Here is an 18,101-nt window from a genome sequence, read left to right as displayed (position 1 = left end):
CCTAATAGACTATGCTTTTTTCTTTTCCTTGTTCAAGTTCAACTTGTTGGTTATTTACTTCAATTGTTGTTTTCGTGTCTGCGACAATGACAATTTTTTCATGAGTTACCCTAATTTTGTATGTGACTGATCTGATTATTATAGAGAATTCGATGGATTTCCAATGGTTTGGTAAATCAGGTGCAAAGCTCAATAGATCTTTTCGAATATCTAAACCAGCAAAAGTAGTCAGCGGAATAAATAAAGTTGCAGCCATTACACCGGCGTGAATGCCTTCAGCGGTTGTTCCGCCTTGGATATCGCGATAATCAGAATATAGTGCTTCTTTATACAAATTCCACGCCATCTCTTTTTCGTTGATCATTGCTGCAAGCTGTGCATGTACGATTCGTGACAAAGTAGATCCGTGGGAGGTTCTCTTTAAATAGTAATCAAGATTTTTCTCAATATAATCCTCAGGTAAACTGTAGTTCATATCCTTCAAAATTTTGTCTACTTGTTTTTTCGAAAGGTTATAGAAAATCATCAGACTGTCAGCTTGTTTTGCCACTTGATAATCATCTGCATTCTTTCCTTCAGCGTTTAAAATCCTATCCATCCGGTAGATATTGTCATATTTATTTTTGTAGTGCTTCCAGTCGATTTCTTTTAATTTAAAATAGTCTTGATACTGGGCGATGATTCCGGAACTATTGATTTCCAATCCTAATAAGTGTTGGATTTTTGCCATTCTATCAAAAGTAGCTTGGTCCATTTGAACTTTTGTCTGGACTTCTGAGAAAATCTGTTGATTCATCTCTTGCCGTAGTTTTGCGATTTCTTCAAATAGCCAAACAACCATCATATTTGTATAAGCATTATTTTTGAGTCCGCCTTTTTCAGACCAAGGATAACTTTCGTGAAATTCATCTGGTCCCATAACACCTTCGATGAAGTATCGTTGCTCGGACTCGTCCCATTTTGCTAAACTTTCCCAAAAATGAGCGATTTCCAGCAGTAGTTCTAGTCCATACTGGTTCATGAAAGTCATATCTTTTGTGCTGTTCCAATATAGCCAAACGTTGTAGGCAATTGCTAAAGAGACATGTCTTTGTAAACGACTATGATCTTCTTTCCATTCCCCGCTGATCGGATTCAAATGAAGCTCTTGTGATTGTTCACTTCCATTCAAACCAGATTGCCAAGGGAACATAGCTCCTTTATGTCCGTCTTTTTTCGCATCTATTTTTGCGGCCTCAAGTCTGCGATACCTGTACATCAATAACTCTCTTGCGGTTTCTGGAAAATGGATAATATAAAAGGGAAGAATGAACAGTTCATCCCAAAAAATATGTCCTCGATAGGCTTCGCCATGTAATCCTCTAGCTGTGACAGAGGCATCACTACCTTTGTTGCCATTGGGAGATGCAGAAACTAATAGATGGTACGTATGCAAATTGAGTAATTTCTGAGACATGAAATCCCCTTCGACTTTGATTGCTGCCTGATGCCATAATTTATCCCATTCCTTAGCTGAATGCCTCAAACTAGCTTCAAAGTTTTTGAACGTTACATCTTTCAAAGATTTAGTAGGAATTTCCTCATCCTGATTAAACTTTTCAACATTTATTACACGCTCAATTTGATAATTCGCTCCTTGCTCGACGTGGAATAAAACGATTTGTTTCACATCTTTTTTGTTTTTTTCAATAATAAGATTTGATAAGTCTATCGAATTGCTATCAATCGAGGAACTTTGTCGAATTGTAATTTTTGATTGGTTAGTTTTAGCAGTTAAGATGACTCGTTTTTCATCTACTAAATAGTCTATTTCATCCAAGTGCCGGTTGGTAAGGCTTCTGTATCTTTCGACATTATAATTGTAAACATCCCCATCTGAACCAATGACCAATTTTACCTCGCCAGAAAAATTAACAGGTGTGAAAGAATAGTTTAAATTGTATTGGTTTTTTTCATACATACTGACAAATTTTTTAAATTCAAATTTAATGCGCTTGCCATGGTTTGTTTCTAATTCATACCAAGCTTGAAACAACCCATGTTTCAAATTAAGATTTCGTTTGAAATAATGGATAGTACAATGGGTAAAATCTACTTTTTCATTATCAATCAGTAGATACATTTTTTGCATATTCGGAGCATTCACGAAGTCCTCATTAGAGATATCTCTTCCATTAATATTCGAAACAGCTGTATTGTATAAACTTGCGAGATAAGTAGCCGGATAGGTTTCCGCCGATATTTCCATTTCTGGTGTTGTGCCTCTAAGACCGATAAAACCATTTCCTACTGTTAGGAGAGATTCGGAAGAATATTCATTCTTGCCTGGTTCAAAACCATGATAATTAATGTTCCATTTCATCGCTTCAACATTTTGTTCGTACTCATCCAGAGTGCTGTAAGTGAAGGGAATGTTCAGTCGTTCGGTTAACCAATCAGATAACTCGTACAAACCACTTTTATCTGAAACGACTATCTCGTCATCGCTAAAAATTAATCCGCCAGTTAACCCATATTCCGAAAGTTTTTTTTCCAAAGCAAGCAAATCATCCAAACAATTAACCTTGTTAACAAAGGATTCATTATCATTCACGAAAACTTTGCATTCATTTTCTTCAACATATATTTTAAAAACCATTCTTTTTCCTCCGATCTTGTATATACATGATGAATTATAAACCATTTAGATATTAACTGCAAGGACTAAATATAGCCTTTGAACAACCTTTAAAATAGATTTATTAGTAAGATTTGTAAAAAAACATCTATTTAATTTACTTTTTAGAAATAAAATCGCTCGCAATCTCTAAGTTTTTAGTGTACCATTGCTTTATCTTGAACATATATATACAAGTTGAGGGAGGTTTTTTTGGGAAAGTTTCAGAATGATGCTGAGGCATTATTGAAAAATATCGGAGGAAAGGAGAATGTGGCAGCTGTTACGCATTGTGCCACAAGAATGCGTTTTGTTTTAAATGATCCAAGTAAAGCCAATGAGAAAGAAATTGAGAACATTGCCAGTGTCAAAGGTATGTTCACCAATGCAGGTCAATTTCAGATAATCATCGGCAATGAAGTTTCTGTTTTTTTCAATGATTTTGTTGCTGTATCAGGCATTGAAGGTGTTTCGAAAGAACAAAGTAAATCAATTGCGAAGAAAAATCAAAATCCAGTCCAGCAGGTTGTGGGAGTGTTGGCTGTAATATTTTCTCCAATTCTGCCAGCCATAATTATAGGAGGGCTTATCCTTGGCTTCAGAAATATATTAGAAGCTGTTGATTTCGGCAACGGTACAATCGCTTCAAATTCAGTGTTTTGGAACGGTGTCAATGAATTTCTTTGGCTGCCCGGCGAAGCAATCTTTCACTTTCTTCCAGTAGGTATTACTTGGAGCATCACTAGAAGAATGAAGACTACGCAAATTTTAGGTATCGTTTTAGGGATTACTTTAGTTTCTCCGCAATTATTAAATGCTTATTCTGTCAGTTCAACTGCCGCAGCTGATATTCCTTTCTGGGACTTTGGTTTTGCACAAATCGATAAGATTGGTTATCAGGCGCAAGTAATCCCAGCGATGCTGGCTGGTTTCATGTTAGTCTATCTCGAAAAAATCTTTAGAAAACGTATTCCGGAAGCTGTTTCAATGATTTTTGTTCCATTGTTCTCGTTGATACCAACAATTATGGCTGCTCACGTTCTACTAGGACCTATTGGCTGGACTATTGGGGGCTGGATTTCAAACATCGTCAACTTTGGTTTGTCCTCTTCTTTTAATTGGCTTTTCAGCTTTATCTTTGGGGCATTCTATGCACCATTGGTTATTACGGGCCTACATCACACGACGTTAGCTATTGATTACCAACTCATTGCCGATTTTGGTACGACCAGTTGGTGGCCGATGGTATTCATTTCAAATATTGCACAAGGTTCTGCCGTTCTTGCTGTTTACTTCTTACACCGAGGAAATAAAAAAGAAGAGCAAATTTCTATTCCAGCCACGATTTCTGCGTATTTAGGTGTTACTGAACCAGCGATGTTTGGGATTAACTTGAAATATGTTTATCCTTTTGTCGCAGCTATGATTGGATCGGCTTTTGGTTCTATGTTTATAACTATCACCAATACACAGGCTCTTAGTGTTGGCGTTGGAGGTCTTCCGGGCTTCTTATCGTTTCCGTTCCAAAAATGGCCGACAGTATTTATCTCAATGGCTATTTCAATTTCAGTAACTTTTATCCTGACGTTTATTTTTAGAAAAGTATCCTTCTTAAACAAAGTCGAACCTTTAGAAGCACAAGCTGATGATGCGAAAAGTGTTGGGGAGACTATGAAAAATGCGAATATTTCTGTTGACCCGTCAGTAGAAAAAGCATTAGATTTCTATTCTCCTGTAAAAGGAAAGTTGATTCCAATAGAAAACGTTGATGATCCTGTTTTCTCTCCAAAAATGATGGGCGATGGTTTCGCTGTAGTACCAGCCGATCAAACAATTTATTCTCCAATTGATGGAACAATTGTCAGTATTTTCCAAACGAAACATGCCATTGGATTGCTTGCAGACAATGGGATTGAAGTCCTTGTTCATATGGGAATCGACACCGTTGCACTTGATGCCAAACCATTTAGTGTGTTGATTAGTGAGGGAGAAAAGGTTTCAGCGGGCACTCCAATTGCAACGATGGATACCAAACAAGTTATTGAACTAGGTAAAAAGACAGACGTGATTGTTGCAATCACTAATTCAAATATAGTTCAAGAATTTGATTTTATCTCAGCAAACACTGTAGATTCTAAGCAGTCGGTGGGAACTATCGTTTTAAAATAACCACAGGAAAATCTCTTTTATCCCTTAGTAGCGGATGAAAGAGATTTTTAAAATACAAGAATGATTATTTTATTATGAGACAAGAAGTCAATTGGTAAGATTCAAGGATATCATGGGCTAGGTGGTTGGCAGAAACGATGGTATACTAACAAAAGTGATATTTATTCTAAACATATTCCTAAAATGTGTCCAAGCTACTGATTTAAAATCAATAACAAATAAAAATATCGATTCGGAAGTTTAACAAAATCAATACAATATAATAAATCGTACAGTTCGACTAAGGGTGCTTTTTAATGGCACGCCTAATTTATATAAATTTGATATAGAATGGAGAAATTATGATGAACGCTAATCCGCATAATATTAAATTGGTTGCAGTGGATATGGATGGTACATTTGCTCGAAGTGATTATACTTATGATATTGAGAGATTCAAGGCTGCCTTTTCTCGAATGAAAGATGTGGGCTGTCAATTTGTCGTTGCCAGTGGAAATCAGTACTACCAGTTACGTTCTCATTATCCTGAATACTATCATGAACTGAGTTTTGTAGCTGAAAATGGAGCGTTCGTGAAGGATAAAGAAGAGCTTGTCTTTTCGGCGGATATTTCTAAAACGGCAGTTCTGTCAGTTCTTGAGTTATGCAAAAAGTATCCTGAAGTAAAAAATGTCATGTGCGGACTGGCTAGTGCTTATCTAGAACGGGGAACCGTGAGCGAGAAATTTTACGAGTTGACAAGTACTTATTATCACAGATTAAAATGGGTTGATGATTTTTCACGAGTTGAAGATCAGATTTTGAAGTTTGCTCCTACAGTTCCGGTGGAAAAAACAGAGTATTATTGTGAATTATTTCATGATGAATTAAACGGATTGCTGATTCCTACTAGCAGTGGTCACGGGTCAGTTGATCTGATCATCCCAGGTTGTCATAAAGCTTCAGGTTTGGACAGGTTAGTTCAGCGTTGGGGAATCACTCCGGAACAATGTGTGGCTTTTGGTGATGGAGGAAACGATCTTGAGATGCTGGATTATTGCGGTATGGGTTTTGCTATGGCTAATGCCCCGGATAATGTTAAAGAAGTTGCAGATTATGTTTGTCCATCAAATGATGATGATGGCGTTCTGGTTACGTTAGATCAGTTGTTTCCAATGAGATAAGCGGCATTCTTTTCAAAGACTGCAGAGAATTGATATTAAAGAGCAGGATGCCTTTATTTTATAATAATAATATCAATATTTTTAAATGCTTTCATAAGAGTCTGATCAATTTTTGTAAAATCTAAATCATTAAATTATCAAACATCGTTGGAAGTATTTATGAACCATATGGATGAAGATGATTTGTCCAGCTTAGTTTGACAAATGAAAACCAGAAATGGAGAGATTTATAAATTAAAAAACCCATGAAATCAGTATTTAGAAAAGTGATTTCATGGGTTTTCTCTATTTTTAGATTTTGTGGTTAACCTTTGTATCTTTTATCAATGAAACTGGTCAGTTGAATACGAAGTTGTGCGAACACACACATATATTTGATTGTTAAGAACTTATCATTATCTATTGATTTTTCTTCTGGCAATGTCTGACAATTGAAAGGTATCAACACGTTGATACGCTACATGCACTTGGAATAGATCTGTGTTCTCCAGATACACTAAGCTTCTTGTTACCACGACATGCGTGTCCTCTGTTATATCCAAAGCCAAACGCACTTCATCAGAGGGGGGTTCAATTGTAATATCTTTTTGAGCATAACCGATTTTTAGACCACATTCTATTTCTAAGTAATCATATATGGAAGCTAATAAAATTTCATCAGGCAGTTCTCTACCTACTTTATCAATTAAAAAGAAATCCTGATCCAAAATAATGGGCTCTTTATTTAAATAACGTATCCTTTCAATTGAAATACCAGGTCTTGATAAAGTTTCTCTGTAGCCGAATTCATTTTCGGAAAGGTAGGTCAGTTTATTTGTTAATATTTTGGTCTTTAATTTCCGACCATAGCGATGAGATAATTGAGCGAAATTAGTTATACCTCTCGTATTTATCTCAATTTTTTGAGGGTCTAAAACCTTAGTTCCTCTGCCGTGAATTTTTTGAATAATCCCCTCGTCTTGTAAGAGTCTTTGAGCTTTTCGTAATGTTTCTCTTGACACTTGATATTCACTTGCTAGATCTTGTTCTTTGGGTAGAAATTCTCCCATTTTATAAACACCATCTAAAATTTTAGTTTTAATATCATTATAAATATACTCGAATTTTTTCATTGTTTTCCTCTTTTTTCTAACTTCTCCTTTGCTTCTCAGTAAGTAAAAGGTTATTTATTATCTTAGTATCAAGTATAGAGAGGAAACAGTTTTTCGTCAATACTTCAGGATTTGATGTTTTCAAGTATTGAGATATCAAGCACAAGTCAGCTTCTAAAAATTAGGATAGCGTTATTTAAAATTCTGATTAGTTTTTGAATGAGATTTAATACCGAATTACAAGGATTCGGTGTTAAATCGCTAAGGTTGCTATATTTTCTATGTTTCGAAACTCTTCAACAAGCATGTTGAAGAGTATATCCTCCTCACTTTTTCTTGCGTAGTAATCGATCTTTTTTTAATTGATTGATACTATGGTCGGGAATAAGATTAATGATACTGGCTTTAGAAAAAAACATGTGTTTTAATTCACATTTCAGCTGAATGATTTCCTAAGTTTATTCTGACTGGTAGTATTCTAGCTTCTCTTCAACATTGGAGTTTTTTATCCAATATATATAGTTTATATTTAATTCTTAATTTGTTTGGCGAAGTGGTTCCTTTGATGGAGAATCAATCTTTTTAAAAGACAAGTTCTTTATTGAAAATAAGTAGGTCAATCCCATTGTGATAGAAATAGACAATGCCATAGAAATGAAATAAATCATCCAATAGTTTGGCATAATAGATAGCGGGGCTGGTAATCCGGAAATCCCAATAGAAGTAGCTTTAACATCAGCACTGGCGGTGATAGCACCGGCCACTCCTGCACCAACCATGGCTGCAAGAAAAGGGTATTTATATCTAAGGTTAATTCCAAAAATCGCTGGTTCGGTAATCCCAAGCCAAGCAGAGATGGAGGCGGTTAAAGCAACACCTTTTTCCTTTTTATTTTTTATTATGAAAAACATCATCAAAGCAGCGGCACCTTGGGCTAGTGAAGCCATTACTTGAATAGGCCAAAGCGTAGCGTAACCAAGTGAACCGATCATTTGTAAATTAACACCGAGAAATAGATGATGCATTCCTGTGACCACTAAAGGAGAAACAAGCGACCCGAATACTCCTCCTGCTAAAATGGGTGAAATTTCAAATAGTTTTAAAATACTATCTGTGATTATATTTGATAATATCATCGTTATAGGTCCGATAATTGTAAATGTTATGAATCCGGTAAATAATAGAGTAATAGGTGAAACTAGAATCATTTGTAACATGTCAGGAATTTTTTTAGTTAAGAAAATCTCTGTTTTTGCTAAAATGAATGATGAAAATAACACAGGAATGACTTGTCCTTGGTAGCCAATTTGAGCTACTTTCCAACCAAAAAGATTCCAATAGGAAACTTCTTCAGGAGTACGTGCATATTGTGCACCAGGCATTAATTGCGGGTTTATTAGAATTAAGCCCAAAACAATCCCCAACAGAGGATTTCCGCCAAATTTTTTTACAGCTGACCATCCGACTAAAGCCGGTAAAAAAGCAAATGAAGTATTGGCGATTAAATTTATCATATTTGCAATACCTGCCCATCCTGGGTGGACCTCTAGGAAAGGCTGTTCATAAAATATGCCAGGATTACTTAAAATATTATTTACTCCCATTAAAAGTCCTGAAGCAACAATTGCTGGTAAAATCGGGATGAATATATCTCCTAAATATTTAATTAGTTTTTGAAAAATATTTAGTTTTTCAGAAGCTTGTTCTTTAACTTCTTGTTTAGATAATATTCTTTGGTTAGTTTGAGTTAAAAATTCGTCGTAAACTTTTGTAATTAATCCAGGACCTATAATTACTTGGAACTGCCCATTGGCAGAAAAACTGCCTTTAACAATGTCTATACTTTCTAACTCAGGGATGTTGATGACGTTTTCATCTTCCAATACAAGTCTTAATCTTGTAACACAATGAGTTACCGCACTGATATTGTCATTCCCTCCTACTGCATGAATAATTTTTGTCACATCTTTTTTTAAATTGCTCATAGAAATCCCCTTTCTGTTGTACATACAACTAAAGAGATGATACCATCTGGGAATGTGTGTGTCAATCCCTAAAATATTCATATTAGTATTGAAATATAAAGGGATATAGGTTATAGTTGTTTGTTGAAAAGATGTCTATAAGACGGAGGTAATATTATGAAACCCAATATTATATTTATGATATCCCATGATAGTGGACGTATGTTTAGCAATTATGGCTACAAAGTGGAAACGCCGAATTTTGATTATTTGGCGCAACAGAGTGTACAATTCAATAATTATTTTTGTTCTGCTCCACAATGCAGCCCTAGTCGAGGGAGTATTTTAACGGGGAAATATCCTCATAACAATGGCTTAATGGGACTTGCTCATTTAGGTTTTGCGATAAATTCCAAAACTGAAACATTGCCAAAAATTTTAACTAAAAATGGCTATGAAACGACACTAGTCGGATTAAGCCATGAAACGATAAATACACCTCCTAAAATTGAAGATAGAATATTTTCTTCTACAACAGAGCTTGGTTATGAAAACTATATTGCTGTTGATGGGGATCGTGCTTCTAAGGTCGCGACTTCTGTTATAAATTATTTATCAGCAAGAGATAGTCAACGTCCTTTTTATTTAAATGCAGGTTTTTTTGAAACACACCGTGATTTTGACGAGTATCAACCCTATGCTGATAAACGAAGTGAAGTAAAACCGTTTGATTTTTTGAAGGATACACCTAAAGTCAGAAAAGATGTAGGGCTTTTTAATGGTTCTCTCAAGGTTCTTGACGCGGCTGTTGGAAGAATTGTTAATTTTATAGAAAATAGTCAATATAAAAATGATACAATAATTATTTTTACCACGGATCATGGTGTTGCTTTCCCGGGAGCCAAAGGAACTCTTAAAAATAGTGGTTTAGGTACAGCATTGCTAATAGGCATGCCTAACTCATCTCAAAAAAATGTGCAAAAAGATGCTTTGCTTTGTAATGTGGATTTAATGCCTACGTTGTTAGAACTCACGGGGATTACTGCCCCAAAAGATATTGATGGGAAAAGTTTTGCCAGCTTATTGAAGAGTGATATTGATGAAGGTCGTGAAGAGTTTTTCACTGAATTAACATGGCATGATAGATACCAGCCTATGCGTGGAATAAGGACTAGGAAATATAGTTACGTTCGTAACTTTGCTGATGGTCCTAAAATTTACGTTACAGTTGATGCACATTTAAGTTTGTCTGGGGAAGAAATGCGAGATGAGTGTTATATTCCAAATGAGCCGGAAGAGCTTTATGATCTTCAAAAGGACCCTTTAGAAAAAAACAATATAATCAATGACGAAAACTATTTTGATATTGCTGAAAAACTACGTAAGAAAGTTAATACTTGGATGATTGAGACTGAAGATCCATTATTAAAAGGAGATATAAAAGGAGTAGGATCTTCGCGTTGGGAAAAAGAAATTTCCGAGGGTCGAGCTTATCCGGGTAGAAAAATATTCAATGAAAGTTTAAATAGTTAAAGTTGAAAAAACTGTTGCTTATAGAGGGAAAACTCTCCAAAAGCTTTTTACTGTTAAAAGATTCTTATCTTAATAGTTGAGGAAAGAACTTAGAATATTTTTTATATTATGGTACACTGCAGAAGATTAACAAAAAGCTGTACATCAGGAAGGAGATTTCTAGATGTACAGCTTTTTGTTAATAAATTTTAGTTGGTCAAGCGTGGGAGTGTTGCAGAAAAATGATATAAGTTGCACATGTCATCAAGTTTTCATTCTCGAAATTTAAAAGAAGGTTATTTCTGATAAATTAACAAAAAATAGAGGAGATATTTTGAGAGAACTTGGTGAAATGAAAGATGTGTAAATAACAATGTCATATGGGTCTTCTCGTGTTCCCGGTCAATCTACATTAATTTATAAAAATAGGGGGAAAACAATCATTGTAAGTCGAATGAGGTCAAGTCGAAAAAATATATAGAACGGGAAGCTGATGACAAATTAAGAGGTAGTGTCATTAGATCAAAGTCTAATAAGATTATAAACAATGAAGTTCTCTCCAATGATGGTTAGTTGTTTTTTAAGATTTTTTTCCGGTGAATTTATCTGTTGCGTTTTTTTCAATGGCTATCAACTTCAAAGACGAATACTGTGGATTTCAACATTAAACTAAATTAATATTTAAAAAAACAGACTTGATTTTTCAAAATTTCTTTTTAGTTGTTCTATTTTATAAAAAATAGGGTATAATGGCAAGAAATAGTCAAAATAAGCAATACTTGGAATTTCTAAAATTTCAACTCTCAAAGAATAGCTGTCAAGAGTTGGTTATCTGATAGGTTAGCGTGTAACTTTGTAAAGCAGAAGTGTCAGAAAAAGGCAGTCAGATTTTCTGGAGAGTCTGGATGCGGGATCATTTACCGTAACTTAAATAAACAACGAGATTTTTTTATTTTAAAGGAGAAATTTTGCTTATTTTTGAACGTACAAATGGAGGTATTATATGGTGTTAAATGTGGAAAAATTCATGGAAGATTTGATTAAAAAAAATCCTTATGAGGTAGAGTTTCATCAGTCGGTGCGAGAAGTACTGCATTCAATCGCCCCATTTATTGAAAAAAATCCAAGATATGCGGAAAATAGTTTGCTGGAAAGATTAGTCGAGCCTGAACGGACAATTATGTTTCGTGTGCCTTGGGTGGATGATCAAGGTGTAGTCCAAGTGAATCGCGGATGGCGCGTGGAGTTTAACAGTGCCATTGGCCCATACAAAGGCGGAATTCGTTTTGCACCAGATGTGACATTGGGAACAGTTAAATTTTTAGGGTTTGAGATGATTTTTAAAAACGGTTTGACAACACTTCCTCTCGGTGCTGGAAAAGGCGGTGCTGATTTTGATTGTGTGGGTAAATCTGATGGAGAGGTTATGCGTTTTTGCCAATCTTATATGAGTGAATTGTTCCGCCATATCGGTCCTAATACAGATATTCCGGCGGGAGATATCGGTGTCGGCCATCGTGAAATAGGATATATGTTTGGGCAGTATAAACGTTTGACGAACGAATTTACAGGTGTGCTAACTGGGAAAAAATTCACCATGGGAGGCAGTCTGATTCGTCCGGAAGCTACTGGCTATGGTGTGACATATTTTGCTGATGCGATGCTGGAAACAGTGGGCGATTCCGTGGAAGGAAAAACTGTAGCAATTTCAGGTTATGGTAACGTTGGCGCATTTACTGCAGAAAAAGTCGCTGAAATGGGCGGGAAAATTGTAACAGCTTCCGACCAATATGGATATATTTACGACCCGGAAGGTATTGTTGGAGAGAGACTGGCATTCCTAAAAGATTTATGGGTAGTTCATCGTCGTCCTATCAAAGACTATGCTGATAAATTTGGCTGTCAATACATTGAGAATAAACGTCCATGGGAAGTTCCTGTAGATATCGCCATTCCGACATCTAGACAAAATGAATTAGACGAAGTAGATGCTGCTGCGTTATTAAAAAATGGCGTAATCTGTGTGGTTGAAGGGGCAAATATGCCTTGTACAGAAAAAGCAATTGATATGTTTCACAAGGCAGGTGTTTTGTTCGCACCGGGGAAAGCTGCAAATGCCGGTGGTGTAGCCGTATCTGGTTTAGAAATGGCACAAAACAGTATGCATTACAGCTGGTCGGCAGAAGAAGTCGATCAAAAACTGAGAGAAATCATGGGACTGATTCATGATACTTGTATCGAATTTGGCCAAACAGATAAAGGAGTCAACTATGTCAATGGTGCAAACATTGGTGGTTTCGTTAAAGTAGCAGATGCCATGATAGATCTTGGTATTATCTAGGGGATTTTCTCTAAAATCAAAAAATTTAGACCGCATGAAATCTAGTGTTGCGAACACCTGATTTTATGCGTTTTTTTTACTGTTTTTTGTATTTTGTGTCACGATTGAAATAACTAATATTTTTATTGCAGTCCGCTTTACCACCATGGTATGCTCGAGTTGACTAAAGTGTGATAGTGCTATTAATAAAGGCCATAGGCGAAGACAGAGTAATTCACAGAATTTTTAAACTCAAAAGGGAGAGGAAAAGATGACGATTAAACAATTAGTGATTAGAGAAGCATTGCCTGAAGATGCACCGATGATTTTGAGCTTTTTGGAAATTGTCACAGCTGAAACAAGTAATTTACTACTAACACCCGATGATGTTTTAAATATCAGTCTCTGTGATGAAAAAAAGAGATTGAAAAAATCACTGAAAAGTCCCAATGATTTATTTTTAGTTGCTATTAAAGATAAAGAGGTGGTAGGAACTGCAAATCTACAATCTTTTTCCAGAACAAGAATTCAGCATAGAGGTACTTTGGGGATGGCAGTTCTAAAAAAACACTGGGGAAAAGGGATAGGTCATCAATTATTGAACGAGATAATCAGGTATGCCCGGTCTAATCATTTAGAAATGTTAGAACTAGAAGTGCGGGCTGACAATCTACTAGCCATTCAGCTCTATAAAAAATCAGGATTTAAAGAATATGGTTTGTGTAAAAACTATATGCAGGTAGATGGTCAATACTATGATGGCATTTTGATGAGTTTAAATTTAAAGAATTAATTGGTCTTCGGTTTATTTTTACAATTTTATAATTGGCATATCTTTTGTTGCAACCAACTTTGACATCATGATATGTTCTAGTTGAATCAAGAGTTTTCAGTGGATACTGGTAAATTATATCGTCAAATTGTAGCAATTTTTAGATTGAAAAAAGGGAATTACGGAGGAAAATGAAAGTGAGGGATAAAAATGAAATCAGAAGATGAAGAATTAGAAAAACAAGTCGATAAGTCTAATGAAAAAAGAAAGTTTTGGACACTTCTAGTATTATTATTTGGGATAGCTCTTGTAATGATAGGCGCGCATATGTGGCACTTCAATCAAGGGGTTTTTAGAGGAGATAAAGTTGCTGGCGTCCCAGATGGGCAAGTCCTTCCTGTGATTAAAACAGAAGAGCCTTTTGAGACCTTGTTTGATCTTTCCGGTGGAATCAAGTTTAATGGCAATTGTGAGAAATTATCTGTTTATCTCGATTATTACGAGAAAGACCAGCGAAAAAAGCATCAAGAATTGCTGGTGACCTCATTTTCAGATAAGTCAGAATGCAACGGCTGGCTAGTTTGGGGAGTGGTGAGTAATAAAAAAAAGGTTGAAGAGACGTTGAAAATAAACTTTTTTGACACCAAAGGAATAACCCGTTATGGTGAAGACTTTGATTTTTCAGGTTTAAAACTGGACTGGTCAGTCAATGCTAGGAATTTTTTTGAGGAAGATTTTCAAGTCGAGTATCCCTATATCCTAAGTTTATGGAATTCTGAAGGGACTGTGTCAGAACTTCCTAACACAAAGGATTATTTTGGCAGTGACTATTTAAAGAAAACTAAACAGACGGCGTATTTATATGTAATTTTTGAATAGCAATAGTCCTGCAATGACATTTTTGTATAAAATTTAATTTTCTATAAATATTTTCAGGATATTATGGGTTCAAAAATATTCCACTCATCCACGAATGAAAATAAAATTGGCAATCAGCAATAGTCCCATGATTAGTAATGCACCGAAAAAAGAGAGAGTTGTTTTTTTCCTTCTTTCCATCAATTCTTGATTATAAGTGCCCATGTTGAGTGGATATTTTCTTCTACCTATTAAATACAGCAGAAGTCCGCTGCCGTTTTGTCCGCCCGCCGAAAAAATGGCCCAAAATTTTGGGTGTTTCAATCCCCTGTTTTCCGCGTCTAATTCGATCATTTTATACATTTGATACCACAGTGAAATAACTGTACCCAAAATTAAGATAATCAGAATGATTTCATACCATGTCATCGTTGTCCCTCCTTAGATTTTTTTAATCAGTTGATAAAATATAGCCCCTGAGTTTAAGAAAATAATTGTGAACATCACAAAAAGCAATGTTTTACTTTCAGAAATAGGACTGTTGAAGATGATAAACAATAGGATCACCAAAAAATTTAAAGCAAGGGCAGTCAGTAGTTTTTTGTTGCTTTTGATAATATTGGTGCTTTCGTCCAGATGTTTTATCATTTGGTCATCTCCTTTGAGTAAAATATCCAAGCTGACACCATACACATCGCTGAGGTGAATAACACTGATGATATCAGGGAAATTTTTTTCGTTTTCCCAATTCGATATGGATTGTCTTGACACACCGATTTTTTCTGCCACCTGTTCCTGAGTCATGCCAGAGGCTAAACGAGCCTCTTTTAGTTTTCTTCCAATGTCCATGATGTCCTCCTCTTGCTTCTTATTCTCAGTGTAGCATGTTAAAAGGTCATGTCTATCCAAAAAGTTTTGAATTCGCAGAAACTAGACTGTCAAACTTTTTTGACAGAGAAAAATGTACCCATAGAAAGGGAAAATAATAGATAAATAGTAAAAACACAAATTTTTGTTTATTTTTTTTTGTCTTGTTTTATAATGGAATGAGATGAAAGAAGGGGTTATGTGGAAAAATTCAAACAAATTTTACCGGGATTTATTAGTTGTCTCTTAATTGCTGTGGTGGCACAATTTGTCGGGGAATTTATTCCTCAACTGGGAAGTGCATTTATTGCGATAATTTTGGGTATTGTTTTAGGCAATACACTGCTTGACCATCCAAGATTGGGAGTCGGAGTAAAATTTTCGGAAAGCAAGCTGCTGGAGATATCCATCGCGTTAACAGGAGTGACCTTGAATCTGCAAGACGTGATGTCTATCGGATGGCAGGGCATTTTATTTATTATGATACAAATGACACTGACGATTTTATTTGTTTACCAACTGGGAAAGATGCTTCAATTTGATAAGTCCTTTTCTTTATTGATGTGTGCCGGGAATGCTGTTTGCGGTTCCTCGGCTATCGGGACTGTGGCGCCGATTATTGAAGCAAATGAAAAAGATAAAGGAATCTCTATCACGACGGTAAATTTGACGGGCACAGTTTTGATGATGGTATTGCCGATTTTGACCAGCTGGTTTTATCACCACCAGACATTGGCTACAGGAGCCATGATTGGAGGAACGTTGCAATCAATCGGGCAGGTTGTGGCTGCGGGGAAATTAGTGAATGATGATGTAACTCAGATGGCAACCATCTTTAAAATTTTGCGGGTGGTTTTTTTAGTGGCAGTGGCATTTGCTTTTTCAAGAATGAATTTGGCTGAAGGACAGTCCCTATTCGAAAAGAATAAACAGCAAAAAAGTATGACAAAGCAAGCAGGTGTTCCGTGGTTTATCATCGTTTTCTTCATTTGCAGCATTTTTGTTACTTTTATCGTGTTGCCGACAGTGATTCCTCATACGGCTAAAGCTGTCAGTAATCAGCTGGAAGTGATTGCCTTGGCGGGTATCGGAATGCGGGTGAAATTTTCTGATTTGATTAAGGAAGGACCAAAATCCATGCTGTATGGTTTGTTGACTGGAACAGGTCAAGTGTTTCTGGCAGTTATTTTGATACGTTTACTGCTTCTTTGATGGGGTGCTTGTTGCAATCAGTGTCTAAACATGATAAAGTGGCTTGAGTGATGAAACACGTTGAAAATTAAATAAAAAAAATCGTTATGTATAGGTGGGTGGGCGCAACGCTACCCGTCTATACTTTTTTTGTGTTCAAGGAAGAAAGGAGACAGAAAATGTTGAAACAATGGAAACATGTCAATGTTAAAAAAGAAATATTAGGAGGGGTGACCTCGTTTTTTGCGATTTCTTATGTAATTGTGGTCAATTCTCTAATCTTGGCTGAGGCAGGTATCCCGCCAGAATTTAGTGTCTTCGGGACTATTTTCATCTCTGTGATTGGCTGTCTGGCTATTGGTTTATTAGGAAATGTTCCTCTTGTGATTACCACAGGAATGGGAGTGAATTCTTTTTTTACTTATACTTTAGTGGTTAGCCTTAAGCTGACCTGGCAGCAGGCTCTAGCTGTCAGTTTTACTGCCAGTTTGGTTTGTCTGCTGATTGCATTGACGCCGATAGCCGACAAAATGAATGATGCTATTCCGGATAGTTTGAAACACGGCATCACGTCAGGCATCGGGATTTTTCTTGTGCTTGTCGGTTTGGAAAAAGGTGAAATCATTGTTCGTGGAGAGCAGACGTTTATGACGCTGAATAAATTCAATTCTCCTGAGTTGCTTTTGACGCTGGGGGCACTGATCTTGACGTTATTTTTATTTTTGAAAAAGATTCAGGGCAGCTTCTTTATCGGGATTATTGCCGCAACAGTGATAGCTAATATGCTTCATCTCGTGGATGGGGAACAGAACAAGTTTAGTTTGTCGGCTATCAGTCATTATGGGTCTATTGTAGGCAAACTGGATTTTTCTGCGTTCTTTTCAATTGAGTTTTTCTTAGGTGTTTTTTCTTTAGCCATGATTTTGATTTTTGAATCTATCGGTTTGTTTAACGGTTTGTTGCCCGGCTTGTCGAAAGAACGGTTTAGAAAAATGTTTGTGGTTAATAGCGTGGTGATGATGTTGTCAAGTGTCTTAGGTACCAGTCCTACGATTCCAGCGGCTGAGAGTTCCACTGGTATTCAGGAAGGAGCAAAAACGGGTCTTATGGCGGTCACTGCCGGTTTACTTTTTTTTGCCTCAACATTTATGATTCCCCTACTGGGATTCATCCCTTATTCCGCACTGGCTCCTGCCATTATCATCACCGGTTGTTTGATGATGGGAAATATTCGATTGATTGATTTGACAGAATTTACTGATTGGTTCCCGTCTTTTTTAATGATTGTGATGATGGCATTTTCCATGAGTATTTCTGACGGGTTGGCTTTCGGGTTTGCCGCTTATCCGCTAGTGAAGTTGTTCGGCGGGAAAAGGAAGGAAGTCTCTAGTACCGTTTGGGTAATTTCTTTCTTGTTCTTTCTTTATTTGTTGGCAAAGATTTGGATATAGTACTGAAAGGCAGAGAAATATGTCTCACGAGCATGAAATTATACTTACGTGATGACTAGAGAAAATGATTATATATATTTTTTTTAC

The 18,101-nt window shown here is 36.2% G+C and carries 13 protein-coding genes; 8 read left to right on the top strand and 5 right to left on the bottom strand.

Annotation, left to right across the window (positions count from 1 at the left end; all coding sequences use genetic code 11):
• Window position 1 precedes the first annotated feature (1 nt).
• Complete coding sequence (locus CBF29_RS02105; RefSeq protein ID WP_126806783.1) at window positions 2–2,638, bottom strand: glycoside hydrolase family 65 protein; 2,637 nt, start codon at window positions 2,636–2,638, stop codon at window positions 2–4.
• A 231-nt stretch (window positions 2,639–2,869) separates the two neighbouring features.
• Between CBF29_RS02105 and treP the strand changes: the two genes are divergently transcribed.
• Together treP and CBF29_RS02095 are read left to right on the top strand one after the other, a co-directional pair.
• On the top strand, window positions 2,870–4,825 hold the full coding sequence (gene treP, locus CBF29_RS02100; RefSeq protein ID WP_126806781.1) for a PTS system trehalose-specific EIIBC component: 1,956 nt from the start codon (window positions 2,870–2,872) through the stop codon (window positions 4,823–4,825).
• 344 nt (window positions 4,826–5,169) lie between these two features.
• A complete protein-coding gene (locus tag CBF29_RS02095; RefSeq protein WP_126806779.1) occupies window positions 5,170–5,988 on the top strand; it encodes a Cof-type HAD-IIB family hydrolase in 819 nt (272 codons plus the stop codon).
• Window positions 5,989–6,383: 395 nt separating this feature from the next.
• On the opposite strand, the gene CBF29_RS02090 is transcribed toward CBF29_RS02095, so the two are convergent.
• Window positions 6,384–7,100, bottom strand: coding sequence for a UTRA domain-containing protein (locus CBF29_RS02090; RefSeq protein WP_126806776.1), 717 nt, complete (start codon window positions 7,098–7,100; stop codon window positions 6,384–6,386).
• A 515-nt stretch (window positions 7,101–7,615) separates the two neighbouring features.
• Window positions 7,616–9,064, bottom strand: a complete 1,449-nt coding sequence (gene treB / locus CBF29_RS02085; RefSeq protein WP_126806774.1) for a PTS trehalose transporter subunit IIBC — start codon at window positions 9,062–9,064, stop codon at window positions 7,616–7,618.
• A gap of 156 nt (window positions 9,065–9,220) precedes the next feature.
• On the opposite strand from treB, the gene CBF29_RS02080 reads away from it, so the two are divergent.
• From CBF29_RS02080 to CBF29_RS02065, 4 genes are all read left to right on the top strand, one after another.
• A complete protein-coding gene (locus tag CBF29_RS02080) occupies window positions 9,221–10,576 on the top strand; it encodes a sulfatase family protein (protein WP_126806772.1) in 1,356 nt (451 codons plus the stop codon).
• Between the two features lie 982 nt (window positions 10,577–11,558).
• Window positions 11,559–12,896 carry an NADP-specific glutamate dehydrogenase gene (gdhA, locus tag CBF29_RS02075; RefSeq protein WP_211334236.1) on the top strand — a complete coding sequence of 446 codons (1,338 nt, stop codon included), beginning with the start codon at window positions 11,559–11,561 and terminating at the stop codon, window positions 12,894–12,896.
• Between the two features lie 250 nt (window positions 12,897–13,146).
• On the top strand, window positions 13,147–13,668 hold the full coding sequence (locus CBF29_RS02070) for a GNAT family N-acetyltransferase (RefSeq protein WP_126806769.1): 522 nt from the start codon (window positions 13,147–13,149) through the stop codon (window positions 13,666–13,668).
• Window positions 13,669–13,857: 189 nt separating this feature from the next.
• Window positions 13,858–14,526: a hypothetical protein gene (locus tag CBF29_RS02065; protein WP_126806767.1), complete on the top strand. Its 669-nt coding sequence runs from the start codon at window positions 13,858–13,860 to the stop codon at window positions 14,524–14,526.
• Window positions 14,527–14,610: 84 nt separating this feature from the next.
• Here CBF29_RS02065 and CBF29_RS02060 read toward each other — a convergent pair whose 3' ends face one another.
• Window positions 14,611–14,934, bottom strand: a complete 324-nt coding sequence (locus CBF29_RS02060; RefSeq protein WP_211334235.1) for a hypothetical protein — start codon at window positions 14,932–14,934, stop codon at window positions 14,611–14,613.
• Between the two features lie 12 nt (window positions 14,935–14,946).
• Entirely contained in the window at window positions 14,947–15,354 is a 408-nt protein-coding gene (locus CBF29_RS02055; protein ID WP_126806765.1) for a helix-turn-helix domain-containing protein, read from the bottom strand.
• Window positions 15,355–15,573: 219 nt separating this feature from the next.
• Here CBF29_RS02055 and CBF29_RS02050 point away from each other — a divergent pair, with 219 nt between their 5' ends.
• Together CBF29_RS02050 and CBF29_RS02045 are read left to right on the top strand one after the other, a co-directional pair.
• Window positions 15,574–16,584 carry a YeiH family protein gene (locus CBF29_RS02050; protein WP_126806763.1) on the top strand — a complete coding sequence of 337 codons (1,011 nt, stop codon included), beginning with the start codon at window positions 15,574–15,576 and terminating at the stop codon, window positions 16,582–16,584.
• Window positions 16,585–16,742: 158 nt separating this feature from the next.
• On the top strand, window positions 16,743–18,014 hold the full coding sequence (locus tag CBF29_RS02045) for an NCS2 family permease (RefSeq protein WP_126806761.1): 1,272 nt from the start codon (window positions 16,743–16,745) through the stop codon (window positions 18,012–18,014).
• The last annotated feature ends 87 nt before the right edge of the window (window positions 18,015–18,101 follow it).

Source organism: Vagococcus elongatus (genome assembly GCF_003987645.1).
GTDB lineage: Bacteria > Bacillota > Bacilli > Lactobacillales > Vagococcaceae > Vagococcus_A > Vagococcus_A elongatus.
This window is presented reverse-complemented; position numbering and strand designations above follow the sequence as displayed.